This window comes from Nonomuraea endophytica (assembly GCF_014203235.1).
GTDB lineage: Bacteria > Actinomycetota > Actinomycetes > Streptosporangiales > Streptosporangiaceae > Nonomuraea > Nonomuraea endophytica.
Window position 1 is genome coordinate 37396 of the sequence record NZ_JACHIN010000005.1, and the last position, 17475, is coordinate 54870.

The 17475-nt window shown below is 71.3% G+C and carries 17 protein-coding genes; 6 read left to right on the plus strand and 11 right to left on the minus strand.

Features of this window, described 5'->3' with window-relative positions; all coding sequences use genetic code 11:
• Positions 1-216: 216 nt before the first annotated feature.
• On the plus strand, positions 217-903 hold the full coding sequence (locus HNR40_RS19145; RefSeq protein WP_184963131.1) for a hypothetical protein: 687 nt from the start codon (positions 217-219) through the stop codon (positions 901-903).
• A 95-nt stretch (positions 904-998) separates the two neighbouring features.
• A complete protein-coding gene (locus HNR40_RS19150; protein WP_184963133.1) occupies positions 999-1289 on the plus strand; it encodes a DUF1330 domain-containing protein in 291 nt (96 codons plus the stop codon).
• A 9-nt stretch (positions 1290-1298) separates the two neighbouring features.
• Here the strand turns inward: HNR40_RS19150 and HNR40_RS19155 are convergent, their stop codons facing one another.
• The 8 genes from HNR40_RS19155 to HNR40_RS19190 all read right to left on the minus strand — a co-directional run bounded on the left by HNR40_RS19155 (position 1299) and on the right by HNR40_RS19190 (position 10393).
• Positions 1299-2708 carry an amino acid permease gene (locus HNR40_RS19155; RefSeq protein WP_184963135.1) on the minus strand — a complete coding sequence of 470 codons (1410 nt, stop codon included), beginning with the start codon at positions 2706-2708 and terminating at the stop codon, positions 1299-1301.
• Positions 2709-2782: 74 nt separating this feature from the next.
• Complete coding sequence (locus HNR40_RS19160) at positions 2783-3580, minus strand: GNAT family N-acetyltransferase (RefSeq protein ID WP_184963137.1); 798 nt, start codon at positions 3578-3580, stop codon at positions 2783-2785.
• Positions 3581-3640: 60 nt separating this feature from the next.
• Complete coding sequence (locus tag HNR40_RS19165; RefSeq protein ID WP_184963139.1) at positions 3641-4819, minus strand: ABC transporter permease; 1179 nt, start codon at positions 4817-4819, stop codon at positions 3641-3643.
• Positions 4806-5483: an ABC transporter ATP-binding protein gene (locus HNR40_RS19170; protein ID WP_184963141.1), complete on the minus strand. Its 678-nt coding sequence runs from the start codon at positions 5481-5483 to the stop codon at positions 4806-4808. The genes HNR40_RS19165 and HNR40_RS19170 overlap by 14 nt, the downstream gene beginning before the upstream one ends.
• Complete coding sequence (locus tag HNR40_RS19175) at positions 5476-7230, minus strand: peptidoglycan-binding protein (protein WP_184963143.1); 1755 nt, start codon at positions 7228-7230, stop codon at positions 5476-5478. The genes HNR40_RS19170 and HNR40_RS19175 overlap by 8 nt, the downstream gene beginning before the upstream one ends.
• 1 nt (position 7231) lies before the next feature.
• On the minus strand, positions 7232-8110 hold the full coding sequence (locus HNR40_RS19180; protein ID WP_184963145.1) for a hypothetical protein: 879 nt from the start codon (positions 8108-8110) through the stop codon (positions 7232-7234).
• 92 nt (positions 8111-8202) lie between these two features.
• On the minus strand, positions 8203-9240 hold the full coding sequence (locus tag HNR40_RS19185; RefSeq protein WP_221340594.1) for an AraC-like ligand-binding domain-containing protein: 1038 nt from the start codon (positions 9238-9240) through the stop codon (positions 8203-8205).
• 49 nt (positions 9241-9289) lie between these two features.
• Entirely contained in the window at positions 9290-10393 is a 1104-nt protein-coding gene (locus tag HNR40_RS19190; RefSeq protein ID WP_221340595.1) for a serine hydrolase domain-containing protein, read from the minus strand.
• A 146-nt stretch (positions 10394-10539) separates the two neighbouring features.
• On the opposite strand from HNR40_RS19190, the gene HNR40_RS19195 reads away from it, so the two are divergent.
• From HNR40_RS19195 to HNR40_RS19205, 3 genes are all read left to right on the plus strand, one after another.
• Positions 10540-12147, plus strand: coding sequence for a PucR family transcriptional regulator (locus HNR40_RS19195; RefSeq protein ID WP_184963146.1), 1608 nt, complete (start codon positions 10540-10542; stop codon positions 12145-12147).
• Between the two features lie 3 nt (positions 12148-12150).
• A complete protein-coding gene (locus HNR40_RS19200; RefSeq protein WP_184963148.1) occupies positions 12151-12501 on the plus strand; it encodes an STAS domain-containing protein in 351 nt (116 codons plus the stop codon).
• 245 nt (positions 12502-12746) lie between these two features.
• Positions 12747-12950: a cold-shock protein gene (locus tag HNR40_RS19205; RefSeq protein WP_184963150.1), complete on the plus strand. Its 204-nt coding sequence runs from the start codon at positions 12747-12749 to the stop codon at positions 12948-12950.
• Here the strand turns inward: HNR40_RS19205 and HNR40_RS19210 are convergent.
• Positions 12947-13864, minus strand: a complete 918-nt coding sequence (locus HNR40_RS19210) for a DMT family transporter (protein WP_184963151.1) — start codon at positions 13862-13864, stop codon at positions 12947-12949. The two genes, HNR40_RS19205 and HNR40_RS19210, sit on opposite strands and share 4 nt — an antisense overlap.
• A complete protein-coding gene (locus HNR40_RS19215) occupies positions 13861-14364 on the minus strand; it encodes a MarR family winged helix-turn-helix transcriptional regulator (RefSeq protein WP_184963153.1) in 504 nt (167 codons plus the stop codon). Before HNR40_RS19215 ends, HNR40_RS19210 begins: the two co-directional genes overlap by 4 nt.
• Before the next feature lie 118 nt (positions 14365-14482).
• Between HNR40_RS19215 and HNR40_RS19220 the strand changes: the two genes are divergently transcribed.
• Positions 14483-15904 carry a PI-PLC domain-containing protein gene (locus tag HNR40_RS19220; RefSeq protein WP_184963155.1) on the plus strand — a complete coding sequence of 474 codons (1422 nt, stop codon included), beginning with the start codon at positions 14483-14485 and terminating at the stop codon, positions 15902-15904.
• Positions 15905-15949: 45 nt separating this feature from the next.
• Here HNR40_RS19220 and HNR40_RS19225 read toward each other — a convergent pair whose 3' ends face one another.
• On the minus strand, positions 15950-17437 hold the full coding sequence (locus HNR40_RS19225; RefSeq protein WP_184963157.1) for a serine/threonine-protein kinase: 1488 nt from the start codon (positions 17435-17437) through the stop codon (positions 15950-15952).
• Between the last annotated feature and the right edge of the window lie 38 nt (positions 17438-17475).

Consider the following 17475-nt stretch of genomic DNA (forward strand, 5'->3'; position numbering starts at 1 on the left):
GGGCATGACAGGAGTCGAGATCGGGGTCAGGGCGGGAAGCCTCTCGGATCACGACTCATGCCGATGACCACCACGCCGCGACGGGCCGGCCATGGTGATGGACGAAACCAGCCAAGGGCCGCATGCCGTACAGGCGAATCCATCGTGGACCTCGGCCGCGCACGGGCGTGAGGCTGCCGCCCGGGGGGCGGCACGAGAAGGAGGTGGTGGGAGTCGATGGAGACGCAGGCGGGCGACGCCCTGATCGAGCGGATCCGCGCGCACGCGGCCGACGACGACATCGTGGGCCCGGCGGCCAACGACCTGCTCGGCGAGCTGTACGCGGGATACCCGGTGGAGAACCTCAGCAGGCTTCTGCACAGCGACGACGAGGCGGTCGCCGGGACGGGCGCCTGGTTGCTGGCGGAGCTGGCGGAGTTCGCCGCCCCGATGATGGACGAGATCCCGGCCCTGCTCTCCCACCGGAACCGCATCGTCCGGTACTACGCGACGGCGGTCGTCCTGGAGAACGCCGACGAACGCCACGGGCCGGTCATCGCCCAGGTCATCGCCCTGAGCCAGGACCTGGAAAGCGCGATCCGCTGGAAAGTCCTGGAATTCCTGACCGAGTCGTCCGTCGAGCAGCTTGAGGCGGGGGCGTCCTGCCTGGCTCCCGGCCAGCTCAGGGACCTGACCGAATGGCTGGTCCTGCAGGAGGACGAGGAGCCCGACACCTCCGGCATCATCACCCGGCTGGCCGCGAGCGACCCGGTGACCAGGCTGTTCGCCGCCGCCGCGGCCATCAGCCTGTCCGGCCCCGACGACCTGAGCCTCCTGGAGCACGCGGCCAGGGCCGAGGACGAGGAGATCCGCTCGTTCGCCGGGGAACGGCTGGGCGAACTGCGCGAGCACGGAGCCGGCTAGCGAACGGTGCAAAGTACCTAAGCGCGACAGATTCGCCGTTGTCAGCGTTTGTCTAGCGTTGGGATCACGACGATCCGAGGAACCCTGGAGGAATCATGGCCGCTTACCTGCTCGCCCACCTGCGCAAGCCGGAAGAGATCCACCCCGACGTGCTGGAGTACAAGGAACGGGTCCAGTCGGCCCTGGACCCCTTCTCCGGCCGGTTCATCGTGCGCGGGGGCGAGGTCGACGTCCGGGAGGGCGACTGGCCGGGCGATGTGATCCTGGTGGAGTTCCCGTCCATGAAGCACGCCCGCGACTTCTACGACTCGGCCGCCTACCAGGAGATCCTCCGGCTCCGCACGGACCACCTGAAGGGCGAGCTGATCCTCGTCGAAGGCGTCTGAACCGCGAGATCACTCCCGCGGGCGGTTCAGCGCGGAGTGGCGGTAGCTGTAGGCGACGTAGATGATCAGGCCGATCAGGAACCACACCGCGAAGCGCAGCCAGGTCGCCGGGCTCAGGAAGGTGATCAGCCACACCGAGAAGACGACCCCGATGGCCGGGACCACCGGCATGCCCGGCGTCCGGAAGGTACGCGGCAGGTCCGGCTGCCGGTACCTCAGGACGATGACGGCCACGCACACCACGACGAAGGCCAGCAGGATGCCGATGTTGGTCAGCTCGGCCGCCTCGCGAATCGGCAGGAATCCCGCGATGAGCGCCGAGACCACACCCACGATCCAGGTGATACGGCTCGGCACCCGGCGCACCGGATGAACCTTGGCGAACCAGCGCGGCAGCAATCCGTCACGGCTCATCGCGAACCACACGCGGGTGACGCCGAGCATGAAGGTGAACATGACGGTGAGGATGCCGATGATCGCTCCGGCCGCGATGACGCCCGCGAGCTTGGACAGCCCGACCGAGGCGAAGGCCGAGGAGAACCCGCTCTCGGGGTCGATGTCTTTGTAGTTCTGCATACCGGTCAGGACCAGCGTGGCCAGCACGTACAACACCATCGAGATGGCCAGCGAGTAGATGATCGCCTTGGGCATGTGCCGCTGGGCGTCCTTGGACTCCTCGGCGGCGGTGCTCATCGCGTCGTAGCCGAAGACGGCGAAGAAGACGGTCGCCGCGCCGGTGATCGCGCCGGTCACGCCGAACGGGAAGAACGGGGTGTAGTTGGCCGGGTTGATGAAGAAGAAGCCGACCACGATCACCATCAGCACGACGACGACCTTCACCCCGACGACGAAGGTCTCGAACCGGGCGGCGGCCTTGATGCCGAGATTCAGCAGGAACGCGATGAGCAGGCACAACACCACCGCGAACAGGTCGACGACCCGGCCGGGCCCGGTGCCCGGCGCGCCCAGCATCCATTCGGGCAGGTGGAGGCCGAGGTTGCCGACGAGGAACCCGAAGTAGCCGGAGATGCCGATCCCCACGACCGCGACGATGGCGGTGTACTCCAGCAGCAGGTCCCAGCCGATGAACCACCCGGCCAGTTCTCCCAGTACGGCGTAGCCGTAGGTATAGGCGGAGCCCGCTTTCGGGATGAGCCCGGCGAACTCCGCGTAGGAGAACGCCGCTGCGGCGCTGGCCACACCGGCGATGAGGAAGGAGATGAGCACGGCGGGCCCGGCGGTCTGGTTGGCGACCGCGCCGGCGAGGGCGAAGATCCCCGCGCCGATGATGCCGCCGACGCCGATCGCGGTGAGCTGCCACAGGCCGAGCACCCGTGTCAGTTCCCCTTCGTGCTCGCTGGCGATCTGCTCGACCGGCTTGCGCCGGAACACTCCCGAGCCGCCTCCGAACGAAGCCATCGTCTCGCCTCCCTGGTCACGACGCTGTCACCGGCGAGGGGGAATGCTAGAAACGTACCCATTCCGACGAGGAATCAGACCGAAGCGGGGCGGACCCAGTCGCGGTTCTCGCGCAGGACCGTGAACCCGGCCGATCGGTAGAGCGCCACCGCGGCGTGGTTCGAGGACGGCGTCAGCACGGCGACCGCGCTCGCGCCCCGCTGGACAAGGGCCGCGCACGTGCCCAGCACGGCATCGCGCCCGTAGCCGTGCCCGCGATGGTCGGGAGCGGTGCCGACCGGCTCGAGCAGCCCGCACCTGCCCGCGCCCGCGAACCATCCGGTCGCGGCGGCCGCCGGCTCCCCCGCGGGCGTGCGCACGATCGTCTCCACGGCCAGCTCGCCGGCCGGCGAGCGCCTCATCGTGTGCCAGTTCTCGACCGTGAGCGTGGACTTGAAGGCGGCGCGATGCACCAGCGCCCGGTCGGCCACGTCGGCCGCGCCGACCGGCTCGGCCCGGCTGGACACCGGGCGCGGGGTCCACGACAGGACGAGCCAGGACTCCCGCTCGCGCTCCCATCCGGGCACCGGCAGGCCGTCGGACCAGTCGTTGCCGGGTTCGAGCAGCTGCTCGGCGTCGGCCGCGAGCGCGCCGAGATCGGCGCCGGGCGCGGCGGTCACCCGCAGCACGGGGCCGTCGAGGAAGCCGGCCGCCACCGGCGCCGCGTCGTCCGTCCAGAGGTAGACGGCGGCGTCGGTGAAGCGCAGGTACCACCCCACGTCTCCGGGATGGAGGCCGCCGGCCGGGGCGTCGGCCGGCGTCCACTCCGCGAGCGCGTGCAGCGCGGGACCGGTTTGCGCAGGTGTCAGGCGGTGACGGGCGAGTGAGATCACGCAGGGCAGGTTAGCCAGCGCGCCTCTGGTGTCTCAAAGGCTTTTCACCAGGCGGATCTCTCACCGCAGCGCGTCGGCCGGTTCCATGCGGGCCGCGCGCAGCGCCGGATACAGGCCCGCCAGCAGCCCCACCAGCGCGCCGGCCACGGGTGCGGCCAGCGCCAGCCGTACGTCGAGGACCGGGGTCCACTGGCGCACGGCGGCCACCGCGACCACGGTCACCATGCCGACGCTGGCCCCGATCACCCCGCCGGTCAGGCCGATCAGGCTGGACTCCATCAGGAACTGGGCGGCGATGTGGCGGCGGGCCGCGCCCAGGGCGCGGCGCAGGCCGATCTCGGCGACCCGTTCCATGACGGTGACCAGCGTGACGTTGGCGATGCCGACCGCACCGACGATCAGGGAGACCAGGCCGAGGATGAGGAAGAGGCCGTTGACGTCGTCCTGGGCGCCGTCGCGCGCCCGTTTGGGGCTCGGCGGCGCGATCACCTGCAGCTCGGCGCTGCGGTTGGGGCTCAGCGCGAGCGGGGCCTGGCGGGCGATGAGCTCGGCGGCGCCCAGCTGGGTGGCGACCAGGACGCGGGTGACGTCCTTGAGCCCGATGTCGGGGCCCAGCGTGGGCGGGACGAGGATCGCGCTGGCCAGGATCTGCTCGCGCCGCAGGCCGCCGATGATGCCGATGACGGTGTAGGCGCGGTCCTTGATGAACACGGCGGGCGCGTGTTCCAGGCTGGTGATGCCGAGCATGGCGGCGGCCTGCTCCCCCAGCACGACGACCCGGTCGCGGCGGCTGACGTGGCCGGCGTCGTAATAGCGCCCGGCCAGCATCCGGCCGAGGGTGGTCTGCGGCAGGTCGGGGGTGGCCGCGACCACCGCGAGGGTCTGCCCGGACACCCGGGTGGGGTCGAGCAGGTTGTTGGCGGTCACGACGAGGTTGGAGCTCTTGTCGCTCTGCGCCAGCGCCGTCGCCGAGGTCACGCCGCGCAGGAGGCGCAGCTCTTTGGCCGCGTCCCAGGACACGAGGGGATTGTGGCCGCCGCGTGGCACCTCGACGGTGACGCTGGTGGCCAGCAGTTCGTCGAACCGGCCGACGATCTGGTTGCCCGCGGTGGCGGCGATGCCCAGCGTGACCACCAGCGTGCCGATGCCCAGGACGGTGCCGAGCGTGGTCAGGGCCGAACGCACCGGGCGGGCGAGCATCCCCGCCATGGACTCGGTCCACAGGTCACGGAGCTTCACGGAGCACCCCGTCCGCGATCCGGACCCGGCGTTTGGCGCGGGCGCTCACCCCGTCCTCGTGCGTGATCACCAGGATGGTCAGCCCCTCGGCGCGCAGGCCGTCGAACAGGTCCAGGATGGCCTCGGTGTTGCGGCTGTCGAGGTTGCCGGTCGGCTCGTCGCACAGAAGCAGGGCCGGCTGGGCCATCAGGGCGCGGGCGATGGCCACCCGCTGGCGTTCGCCGCCCGACAGGCGATCGGGCAGGAACCGGATGCGATGGCTCATGCCCACCTGCTCCAGCGCCTGTTCCGCGCGGGTCCGGCGGCCGGCGCGCGGGTGCGGGCCGTACACCTCGGCGAGCATGACGTTCTCCACGACCGTGCGGTGGGCCAGCAGGTGGAAGGACTGGAAGACGAACCCGATGCGGGTGCCCCGCAGCCGGGTCCGCCCGCCGTCGCGCAGCGCCGTGGTCTCGACCCCGTCCAGCCGGTACGTGCCGGAGGTCGGCCGGTCGAGCAGGCCGAGGATGTTGAGCAGGGTGGACTTGCCGGAGCCCGACGGCCCGACGATGGCCATGTAGTCACCCTGCTCGACGCGCAGGTCCACGTCGGCCAGCGCGCGTACCGGCGGGTCGGAGGGGAAGTCCCGGCAGACGCCGGCCAGCTCGATGACGGGCTCAGGCATCGCTCACCACGACCCGGTCGCCCTCCTTGAGCTGGCCCCCGCCGACCGGGGTCACCTTCACCACGCCGTCGGCGGTCAGGCCCGTCCGCACCTCGACCTCGCGCGTACGGTCACCGTCCAGGGTGACCCTGACCCGGGGCCGGCCGTCGGCGGAGGTGATGACGGCGGCCACCGGGACGGCCAGCACCTCGCCCTCGGTCGAGCCGACCGAGATGCGCACGGTCATGGGCGAGCCGACCAGCGACTTGAGCTTCTTGGCCGAGCCGGGCGTGAGCAGGATGGGCACCGAGCCGGTCTCGGCCTCCTCGTCCTTCGGCTTGTCCGCACCCGCCTTGGCGTCCTCCCCCACCGCGCTCAGCGTGGCGGGCAGCTGCGTTCCGTCCATGGTCTCCATCGAGGCCTCCTGGCCGGCGCGCAGCAGCTTGGCCTCCTTGGCCTCGACCGACCCGGTGACCGCGAAGGCCGAGCTGGTCACGGTCGCGACCTTGCCCTCGATGGTGTCGCCCGGCTTGACCTCGGCCTTGTCGATGCGGGCCGGCAGCTTCGGCAGGAAGACGATCTCACCGGCCGGGACGCTGACCCCGTAGGTCTTGCGGAACTCGGCCAGCAGGGTCTGCGCGTCGGCCAGGTTCGCGGCGCTGTGGGTGACCTTCGTACGCAGCGGCGAGACCTTCCTGGCCCGCTTCAGCGCCTGGTCGGCGGTGGCCTCGGCCTCCTTCGCGGTGCGCACGGCCTTGCGCAGTTCCTCCAGCCGCTTGTCCCGGTCGACGCGGACCTGCTCCTCGTAGGCGGCCACCGCCCGGTGCGCCTCGTCGAGGTCCTGCCGGGCGTTGGCCAGCTTCATCTCCAGCAGGCTGGTGTCCACCTCGCTGGGCGTGGGCGCGGGTGTCGCGGTCGGCGTGGGCGCGGGTTTCCTGGCCTCGGCCAGCGCCTGCTCGGCCGCGAGCACCTGCTCCTCCGCAGTGCGTACGGCCCGCCGCAGCGCGGCCAGCTGGGTTTCCTGCTCCGGCGTGACCTCCGGCGCCTCGGCCAGCGCCTTCTGCGCGGACTTCAGGTCCCGGCGGGCGTTGTCGTGGCGCAGCCGTAGCGGCCGCACGTCCAGGCCCTCGTCCAGCGCCTTGCGGTCGGCGGCCAGGGTCTCCTGCGCGGTCTGCACGGCCTGGCGTAGCTGCTGCAGGCTCTTGCGCGCTTCCAGGTCGGGTTCCTGCGCCTTGTAGCCGCGTTTGGCGTACCAGCGCTTGACCGCCGCGACCGTGGCCGCGTCGAAGACGCCGCTGGCCCGCACCCGCAGCGCGCGCTGGAGCTGCTTGACGTCGTCGCCCTCGGTCCCGGGCACGAGCGGGCGGTACATCGGCTTCTTGCCCTGCAGCGCGAACACCGGCCGGCCGTTGACCTGCATCAGCGTCTGGCCGGCGCGGATCGGGCCGGGTTTGGGCGCCGTGGTGACACGCTGGGCGGCGCCGTTGGCCCCGCCGCCGGGTCCGGCCCCGCCGCCGCCGCTGTTCCCGCCGACCATCCCGGCCAGGGTGATCGGCAGCGGCGAGCCGTACGTGAGGGTGCCGCTGACCGTCACCGTGCTCGTGAGCTTGCGGCGCTCGACGGCCGAGGTGACCAGGGAGGGTTTGGGCGGGCGGCGCGAGGCGGCCTCCTCTGCCGGGGACCGCAACCGGGAGCCGACGACCCAGCCGACCGCGGCGATCACCAGCACCCCGGTCACGACCAGGGCGAGCACTCGGGATCTGCGCACGCTAGCTCGCAACCGTCGCCATCATCATGCCCACGCCGGGCAGGAACTGGGCCTTCTCGTAGACCCCGTTCGCCTTGGGCCGGTAGGCGGCGTAGAAGTCCTTGCCGCACTCCAGGTCCTCCAGGGACGCCTTGATCTCGCGCTGCAGCAGCGGCCGCGCCTGGTCGGCGGTGGGGGTCTTGCCCTGGCCGAGCTTGCCGAACTCCTGCATGAACGGTTCCTCGGTGCTGCGCGCGATGTCCGAGGGGCGTTGCGAGGAGACCCGGTAGCCCTTGCCCTTCAGGCAGTCGGCGAACGCGCCGGCCAGCTCCACCAGCTTGGGGTCGCCGTCGATCTCGCGGGCGATGATCTGCTTCAGCATCTCGCCCTGGGCCTTGGAGACCTCCTCCATCGACTTCATGTTCTTGCCGGTGACCTTGTTGATCATCTGCAGCGTGCAGGCGCCCATCGCGTCGAAGTACGCCTCCCGCTGCGCCTTCGGCAGCCCGGCGATGACCTTTCCGTTGGGGTCGTCGCCGGCTCCGTCCATCTCCTTCGTCCGCCACGCCATCCGGCCGACGCCGTCGTTGGGGTAGACGAAGGAGGCGGCGAAGCCAAACCCGTACTTTTCGCGATATTTCCGCATGCCTTGGTAGTCGCCGGACATTTCATGCTTGATGGCGTCCGGCAGTTTGGGCGTGGTCACCATCGGGTGATAGGTGAACCCCTTGCCCTTCATGCAGGTGGCCAGCTGAGCCTGGTGCTCGCGTTGCTTGTTGGCGGAATCGGCGGCGGGCGGGGCGGCCGCCCCGGTCTCACCGTTCTCACTGGACGTGGCGCATCCGGTGAGAGCCGCCAGTAGGGCCGCGGCAATCATGAGCGGCACTCGGGAGTTGGTCATGAGACTTCACTGTCGCCAGTGCAAGCTGAAGAGAACCTGAACGCGGCTGAAGCGCGGAGCCCGCCCGGTCCACGGTCAGGGCGGGCGCCGTCTCACCGCCGCTCGACGCCGCCCTCCGCGAGCGCCTGCCTGCGCTGGTCCGTCGGGCTCATGCCGTAGGCGGCGCGGAAGGCACGGCTGAACTCCGCGGCGTTCCTGAACCCCCACCGCAGACCGACCTCCCCGATCGGCCGCTCCCGCAGCCGGGGATCGACGAGTTCGGCGCGGCACCGCTCCAGCCTCCGCCGCCGGATCGTGACGCTCACCGTCTCCGGCCGCCCCTCGAACAGCACGTGCAGCGTCCGCACCGAGATGTGATGGTGCGCGGCGATGCCGACCGGCCCCAGCTCGGGATCACCGAGGTGGCGGTCGATGAAGCCGTCGATCCGCGCCATCAGCGTCTGGTGACGGCTCTCGGCCGGCAGAGTACGGCCGGCGCCGAGAAGGCCCGCCAGGAACGTCGCGGCCAGGTCGACGCCGATCGCGCCCAGCCGGGACAGCTCGGCCGGATCGCAGCCCGTGGCGTGCTCACGAAGACCGGTGAGATAGCGGGCCAGCACCGCCCCGGAACCGGTCCGGGCCGGGAGCCTGGACGCCAGCAGCCGGTCCACCTCGTCGCCGGGCAGGGGCAGCGCCTCCCGCGCCATCGACAGGATCATCACCCGGGCCGGCCGTCCCTGGTCGGCCCAGTCGACGACGGAGGGGTTGGAGGAGTTGAGCAGCCCGATGTCCCCGGCGTCCAGGGCGGCGTCGTTACGGCGCTGCTCCAGCCGTAACGGGCCGTCCTGAACCACGAAGAGCTGGTAACTCTCCGGGTCGTGGCGCCCGATGTGGACCGGCGTGCGCCGGGCCGTCATCGGCGACATCACGATCTCGGCCAGCCGTACCCCCGCCAGGTCGACGGTGTACGCCCGGCCGTGGAAGTCGTCCACGTGCTCGGTCTTCAGCGCCGTGGGCACGATCTCCTGCGCGGCCAGGCGTGTCCACCACTCCAGGCGATGCCGCTTCGGCACCTGGTCGGTGGACATGGAGGCCACGGGGCTCCTTCCGGGCAAGGAGGTTCCGTACACCGCGTCCACGATCTCGTCCACCGTCCCAGGGTCCACAACCCGGAACCCGACCGCAAGATCGGCGGCCCGGTCAGCGGAGGTCGCGGATGAGGGCGCCGACGATGGACTCGACCTTCTCCGAGTTGAACGAGTCCGAGCCGATCAGCAGGGTGACGGCCCGCTGCCCGTCGTCGGTGACGGCGTTCCTGAACTTGTGCCCGCTGGCCATGCTGCCGCTGTGTCCCCACGTGATCAGGCCGGGAGCGAACTGGTAGCCCTCGACGCCCAGGCCGTAGTCCTGGTCGAAGTCGTCCTTGATGGTCTTCTTCATCTCGGCGAGCTCGGCCGGGGCCAGCAGTTCGCCGGTCATCAGCGCGGTCCAGAAGGCGGTCGTGTCGGCGCCGGTCGAGATCAGCGCGCCCGACGCGTCGGCCTCGGAGGTGTTCCACTCCGTCTTGTCGACCAGCTTGCCGCCCCGCTTGACGTAGCCTCGCAGGTCGGGCTTGGGGATGGTGGTCCGGTCGCCCGGCCAGGACGTCTCGCGCAGCCGCAGGGGCTTGATGATGCGCCGGTTGATCTCCTCGCCGATGCCGCGGCCGGTGATCTTCGTGACGATCAGCCCGGCCAGGTTGTAGTTGGTGTTGGAGTAGGCGAAGCCCGACGGGGTCCGCTCGGGCGGGGGCAGGGGCAGCGCCTGCTTCACCGTCTGCAGGGGTTCGATGTGGTCCCAGCGGTGCTCTTCCTCGTCCTCCCAGAACGGCGCGGCCAGGTAGTCGGGCAGGCCGCTGGTGTGCTGCAGGAGCTGGCGGATCGTGATCTCGCGGCCGTCGTAGTCCTTGGTGCGGATGAGGCCGGGCAGATGGCGGTCGACGGTGTCGTCCAGCTCGATCCTGCCTTCGCCGACGAGCTGCAGCACGACCGTGGCCGTCCAGGTCTTGGTGTCGCTGCCGATGCGGCTGTGCTCGTCGCCCCGGACCTCGCGGCCCGTCCTGCGGTCGGCGAGGCCGACGCCGCCGGTCCAGACACCGCAGCGCGGGCTCTTCACCGTCACCGCGATGCCCGCCCCGATCTTCTCCAGCGCGTTCAGCGCCGTCCGGATCGGCTTGGTGTCGCACCGTGGCGTCGCGGCCGGCGCGGCGGACGGCGCGGCCACCAGAGAGGCCGTGACCACGAAGGCCACGAGAACACCTCGCATATTGTCTCCTTTGACGATACTCCTGCGTAAGGCGGATACCCACGGCACGTGCATGCTGACAGCGTCGCGGCTGACCTGACCCTCCGCATTCGGTGCCCGTCCAGACATTCCGTGCATGCTTTGTACGGTCGGCCAAAGAGGTGAGGATGCTCGACACCGGAGTACCCGATCTCGCCCAAGTCCTGGACGCCCTGGGCTCCTCGCTGCTGCGCCCGCTGACCGCGCTGCCGGAAGGGCCGGTGCCGGTCTCCGGCGTGCTCATCTTCGAGCCGCGCGCCCCGCTGCCGAACGTCAGGGACGCGATCCTGCTGGCCGTCGGCGTGGGCACGGCGGAAGCGCGGGCGAAGGAGCTCGTGGCCGCGGCGGCCGGCGTCGGCTGCGCCTGCCTGGTGGTGAAGAGCTTCGGCGAACCGGTCGCCGACCTGGTCGACGCCGCGCAGCGGTCAGGCGTCGTGCTGCTCGCCGCCGACGAGGCCGTCGCCTGGCATCACCTGGACGCCATGATCTCCACGGCCCTGGCCTCCACGGTCCGTTTCGAGCAGGCCGCCGGAGCGCCGGCCGCCGGCGACCTCTTCGCGCTGGCCAACGCGATCGCCGGGATGGTCGGCGGCGCCACCGTGATCGAGGATCCGCGGCGGCGCATCCTCGCTTATTCGACCCTGCCGGGACAGGCCATCGACGAGGGCCGCCGCCAGGGCATCCTCGGCCTGCAAGTGCCGACCGGCCCGGACTACGACGAGGTGTACCGCGCGCTGGTCAAGGCGGGGCGTACCTGCCGGTTCCCCGCGTTTCGCGGCGGGCTTCCCCGTCTCGGCGTCGTGGTCCGCGCGGGCAGCGAGGAACTGGGCTCGATCTGGGTCGTCGACGCGGAGGGCGACCTGGACGCCGCCGCCGAACAGGCGCTGTCCGACGTGGCCGACATCGTCTCGCTGCACCTGCTCGCGGCGCGTACCGCCGACGACGCCGTCCGGCGCAGGCGCGCGGACCTGCTGCGGCGGCTGCTGGCCGACCCGAGCAGCGTCACCGCGGTCGCCCCGCAGCTCGGCCTGGACCCGAACCAGCCGGTCGCGGTGGCCGCGTTCGCCGTCGTGTCGAGCAGGGCCGACGACGTCCTGGCCGCACACGCGGCCACCCGGCTCGCCGACCTGGTGAGCCTGCACTGCGAGGCCCACTACGGCAGGCACGGCTGCGCCCTGATCGACGGGACGGTCTACGCGCTGCTGCCGAGCGGGCCGTCGCCGAAGGCGCACCACGAACTCGTCGCCGACATCGCCCGGCGGGCCCACGGCGCGCTGCGGGTGCCGATCCAGGCCGGGCTCGGCTCGCTCGTCCCGGGACTGCGCTCGATCGTGAGCTCGCGCGCCGACGCGGATCTCGTCCTGCGCGCGCTGACCGACCGGCCGGGCGAGCCCCAGCCGTGCCAGGTGGCCACGATCGACGAGGTGTGGGCGGGCGCGACGCTGTCGGCGCTGGCCCAGATCCTGGCCGCGCACGGCGCGCTGCCCCGCAGCCTCGGGCCGGCGGTCCGCGCCCACGATCTCGAGCACGGCACCACCTACGCCGACACCCTCCTCGCCTACCTGGACGCCGACGGCGACTTCGCCGCCGCCTCCCAGCGGCTGTCCGTGCACCCGAACACGATCAGGTACCGGCTCTCGCGTGCCGAGGAGATCTTCGGCTTCGACCTGGCGGACCCGGACGAACGCCTGGTGCTGTGGCTACGATTGCGGCTCGGCGACCAGGTCGGATGGTGACCCATGACGAACGAGCTCGGCGTCTCCGTGACGACCTACCCGCGCGGCGTCGTCATCCACCTGTCCGGGCCGCTGGGCGCCGGCGCGGCGCAGCGGCTGGGCGAGGCGCTCGCGGCCGTCGACGAGCGGGCGACCCCTGCCGTCATCCTCGACCTCGAACAGGTTCCCGCCTGCGACGTCCAGGGCATGGGGGCGATCATCGCCGCCATGAAGCACGCGGCGCGCCGGGACATCCGCCTGATCATGGCCGCCGCCGGCCCACCGGTCGCGCGGGCCGTCGAACGGCACGGCCTGACCGAGCGGGCCGAACTGCGTCACAGCGTGCGGGAAGCGGTCGCCGAGCTCGAAGGATGAACGGCCGTCTGACTCCCGAGCAGGGAGCCCCGTTAACCGCTTTTTACCGCAGGCAGTCCAACGGCCTGATACAGTCGTTGGCAGTTGCAGTTGTGGTACCCCATACAAACTTTTGGTGCACCTGGCGAACGTGATTGGTCAGGTGCGTTTTTTGTTGCCGGTCATCTCCGGATGGGCACATCGCGGCAACTCGGAATCCGTAGGTACGGATGCCGGTTCTGCACACCTATCAAAGGGAGATAGACATGGCCGTCGGAACTGTCAAGTGGTTCAACGCGGACAAGGGCTTCGGCTTCATCGAGCACGAGGGTGGCCCGGACGTCTTCGCGCACTACTCGCAGATCGTCTCTCAGGGCGGCTTCCGCGAGCTGCGTGAGGGCCAGAAGGTGTCGTTCGACATCACCCAGGGCCAGAAGGGCCCGCAGGCGGAGAACATCGTTCCCGCCTAGTCTTGACGCGTGAAGGCCGAGGCTCGCACCCGATGGGTGCGGGCCTCGGCTCGTTTCTCCCCCTTGACCGCGGGGAAGAGCATGATCCCGGCCACGACCAGCGCCGCACCGGCCACATGCCAGACGGTGAGCGCCTCGCCCAGGAACGCCACCGCCGTCAGCACGCCGATCACCGGGACCATGTTGAGGATCACGCCTGCCGTACCGGCGGGAATGTGCCTGATCGCGTGGTTGTAGAGCACGAACCCGAGCGCGAAGCAGACCCCGCCCACGAAGATCGCGGCCAGCCAGTACGGCGCCGCCACGTCGGTGGGCAACGGCTCCCGGCCACTCATCCACGGCCACACCGCCAGCGGCAGCACGATCGCCGTGGCGTAGGTGAACTGGTAGGTCGTCATCGTGAGCGCGTCCACGGTCGGCGCGGTCTTGGCCGCGAGCGTGACGTAGACGGCCGCGGCGAGCGAGCCGCCGAGCACGATCAGGTCGCCGACGTTGAAGCCGCTCCCGAAGCCGCCGCCGTCCAGCACCAGAACGCCGAGCAGCGCCAGCACCAGCCCGAGCACGGACCTGCTGCGGATGCGCTCCTTCAGGAACATCGCCGCCAGCACCAGGACGAAGGCGGACTCGGTCGCCCCCAGCAGCGAGGCGTTCGTGGCCGTGGTGAAGGTCAGCCCCAGCGTGAGCCCGCCATAGGCGAGCGCGGGCTCGAACAGGCCGAGCAGCGCGAACCGCCACGGACCGGGCGCACCGTCGCGCCTGCCGCGCAGGAGCAGGACGACCCAGAGCACGGCGGTCGCGGCGGCGAGCTTGACGACCAGCAGGGTGAGCGGCCCGAAGCCGTCCAGGGCGTATTTGGTGGCGGTCGTGGCGGCGCCCCAGCCCACCGCGGCGACGATCAGGAGCAGGCGGTTCATGACACGGACCGTTCTACTGGACAGTCTTCTTGCGGGCAGGCGACGTAGTCGCAGAGGCGGCAGATGCGGTCCGCGCGTTCGCGGCTGACGGCCAGGGCGGTCAGCACCTGCTCGACGATGCCGGTCAGCTGCCGCTCCTGCTCGCCGGTGAGCGTGCCGAGCGCCCTCCGCAGCACGGCCCGCCGCTCGGCCACGATCTCCGTCGCCACCTCCGTGCCGCGTTCGGTCAGCCACAGCGACACGCTGCGCCGGTCGCGCCCCGGACGCCGTTCGACCAGCCCTTCGGCGGCCAGCCGGTCGACCAGGCGGACCGTCCCCGAGCCGGTGATGCCGAGCACCCGGCTCAGCTCGTCGACGTGCTCGCCCGGCACGGCCAGGATCGTCGCCAGGGCCGAGGCCCCGGTGGCGCCCTGGGCGGTGACCCGCCGCGTGGCCTCGTCCAGTTCGTCGGCGAGCCCGACGACCAGAGCGCTGACAAGGTTCGCAGATCTGTCGTCCATACCTCCCATAATAGCTGACTGAGTCAGTCATATAAAGCATCGAAACATTTTTCCGGGGTGGTTGGCCGGGTCCGATGATCGTATTGTCTGGAGAGATTCCCGACGTGAGGATCTTCGGATGCCCCGATCACGCACCGTCCTGGCCTTGTTCGCCCTCGCCGCGCCCCTCCTGTACGGCGGGCCCGCCCAGGCCTCGGCCGACCAGCCGTTACCCTCGGCGATCTTCCGCGCCACGCACAACAGCTACTCGGGCGACATCGGCGGCGCCAGGAAGTCGATCCCCGCCCAGCTCGACCGCGGCATACGCTTCGTCGAGCTCGACATCCACGACAACGGCTACGCCACCTCCCGCGACTACGCAGTCGGCCACGACTCCCCCGGCGACGAGGTCGACCACCAGGCGGGCAACCCCGGCTCGAACAACCTGCGCGACTGGCTCACCGTGATCAACAACTGGTCCGCCCAGCACCCGGAGGCCGCGCCGATCGTCGTCGCCCTGGACATCAAGGACAACCTCACCGACAACACCTCCTACGCCGCGGGCAACCTGGCCGCCCTCAACGACGAGCTCACCTCCGTCTTCGGCGCGCGGCTGCTGCGGGCCAAGGACTACCCGGCGCAGCCGCCCACGGTCGACGCGCTGCGCGGCCGGGTGCTCCCGGTGATCTCCGGCGACGGCGGGACCAGGACCCAGTACAAGCGGGACGTCGGCCACAACCCGGCCGTCGCGATCAACGGCCGGGGGCAGGTCGTCGAGGTGCACGACTCGGGCTCCGGCGACCTCTGGTACTGGTCCGGCGTGTACGGCGCCGACGGCCGCGTCACCTGGCTGCGCCACGGCAGGTACGACAGCGGCGTGACCCCGGCCGTCACCCTGAACGACAACGGCGACCTGGTCGAGGTCCACCAGTCGCAGACCGCGACCACGCTCTGGTACCGCGTCGGCCGCCTGGCAGCCGACGGCGAGATCACCTGGTCGGCCTCGAACCGCTACGACAACGGCGTCCTGCCAACGGTCAGGTTCACCGACCCGGCGGGCACCCAGCTGCGCGAGATCCACCGCAGCCAGGCCAACAGCCAGAACTGGACGTGGAACGGCGCGTTCAACGCCGGAGGCCGATCGGTCGTCTGGAGCGGCAACGCCAGAACCTCCGACGCCCGCTACGACAAGACCACCTCGGTGAGCGGCTCCTCCCGGGTGCGCGTGTGGACCGGCGCCGACGGCCCGACCCCGGCCCAGACCCTGCGCGTGGACACCGACCGGCACACCGGCGCGCGCATCCGCTACCCGCAGACCGCCTTCACCGAGTTCCAGCAGGGCAACAGCGCCGAACTCCAGCAGGACGCGCTGTTCTACGCGGCCCCCGCGAACGCGTCCTCGTTCATGATCGCCTCCCGGCAGGCGGGGCGGCTGGTGCGCGGGTGGGGCTTCAACTCGGCGGGCGACGCGACCACGCCGCTGGCCAGCTATCCGGCGACGGACCACCCGGACGCCGCGTGGTACCAGGACCTCCTGACGAGATCCGGCGCCGTGCGGTGACCCCGGAGGACGGGCACGGCCGTGTCGCACCCGGCCGTGCCCGGTTCACTGTCGCGCGCGCAGGTTCTTCGCCAGGAGCTTGGCCGCGCGCACGGTGGAGTCGTGGCCGGAGCGGCGCAGGCTGTGGTGGACGACCAGCACCACGACGTTCGCCAGGCGGAAGGCGAACTGCGAGCGGTACGGCCCGGCCGCGCCGGTGGTCGAGTACTGGGTGAACATGAAGGACCCCTCGCCGACCTTCGGCAGCGCGTGGAGTTTGGTACCCGGCGTGATCTTCGGCGTGTCCTTCATGGACTTGACCATCTGCGTCTGATGGTCGCGGGCGAAGGCGAGCTTCGCGTACCGGATGACGGTGACGCCCAGGTAGGTGCCGTCCGAACGCTCCCAGGCACAGGAGTTCGCGTTCACGAACCGGCGCTTGGTCCCGGGCCCGAGCAGCTCGCCGACCTCGGCGGCGTTCAGCACCTTGCAGGAGTCGACGTCGCGGGTGAACAACTTCGGAGCCGAGGTCACCTTCCTCGAGCTGCCGGCCGGGGTGCCGGTCGTGGTCGGGCCGCCGGTCGCGGTGGTGAGGCCGGGCAGGTTCCGGGTCACGACCACCACCGTGGCCGTGCCCGCCAGCGCCACCGCCAGCGCGGCGCCCAGGATGACGGCTTTACGGCGGCGCGGCGGCTTGGCGGCCCGGCGGCGTCCGGCGGTCGCGGGTGCGCCCTGGGCGGCGGCGTTCAGCCAGTCGGCGGCCTGGGCGGGCGAGCAACGGCGGGCCGGGTCCTTCTCCAGGAGCGCGGCCAGCACCGGGGCGAGCGGCCCGGCCCTGCGCGCGGGCGGCGGCTCCTGCATGAGCACGGCGGCCATGGAGGCGGCCGGGTTCTGGCGGGCGAACGGCGCCGTGCCCTCCACCGCGGCGAAGAGCGTGGCGCCGAGCGACCACAGGTCGGCGAGCGGGCCGTCGGCCTCGCCGCGCAGGCGCTCGGGGGCGATGTAGCCGGGCGAGCCGGTCAGCAGCCCGGTCTGGGTGAGCACGGCGTCATCGGCGACGCTCGCGATGCCGAAGTCTGTCAGCAGCACCCGCCCGTCGTCGGTGAGCATGACGTTGGCGGGCTTGACGTCGCGGTGCAGGATTCCCGAGGCGTGCGCGGCCGCGAGCGCCTCCAGGACACGCGCGCCGATCGCGGCGACCTGCCGGGGCGGGAGCGGGCCGTGCTCGCGTAACGCCCGGTCGAGGGAGCGGCCGCGTACCAGCTCCATGACGATCCAGGGCCGGCCGCCGTCCAGGACGACGTCGTGCACGGTGACGATGGCCGGGTGCGAGCGCAGCCGCGCCGCCGCCCGTGCCTCGCGGAGCGTGCGTTCGCTCAGTTCGGCGCGGGCTGCGGCGTCGAGGTCCGGCGGCAGCCGTACTTCCTTGACGGCGACCTCCTGGCGCAGCAGTTCGTCCAGCGCCAGCCAGACGATGCCCATGCCGCCCTGGCCGAGCTGGGACAGCAGCCGGTAGCGGCCCGCGAGGAGCCCTGCGGATTCCGCCCCCGACATGCCCGTCTCCCCTCGCCCCGGAAACTCCCGATATTAGG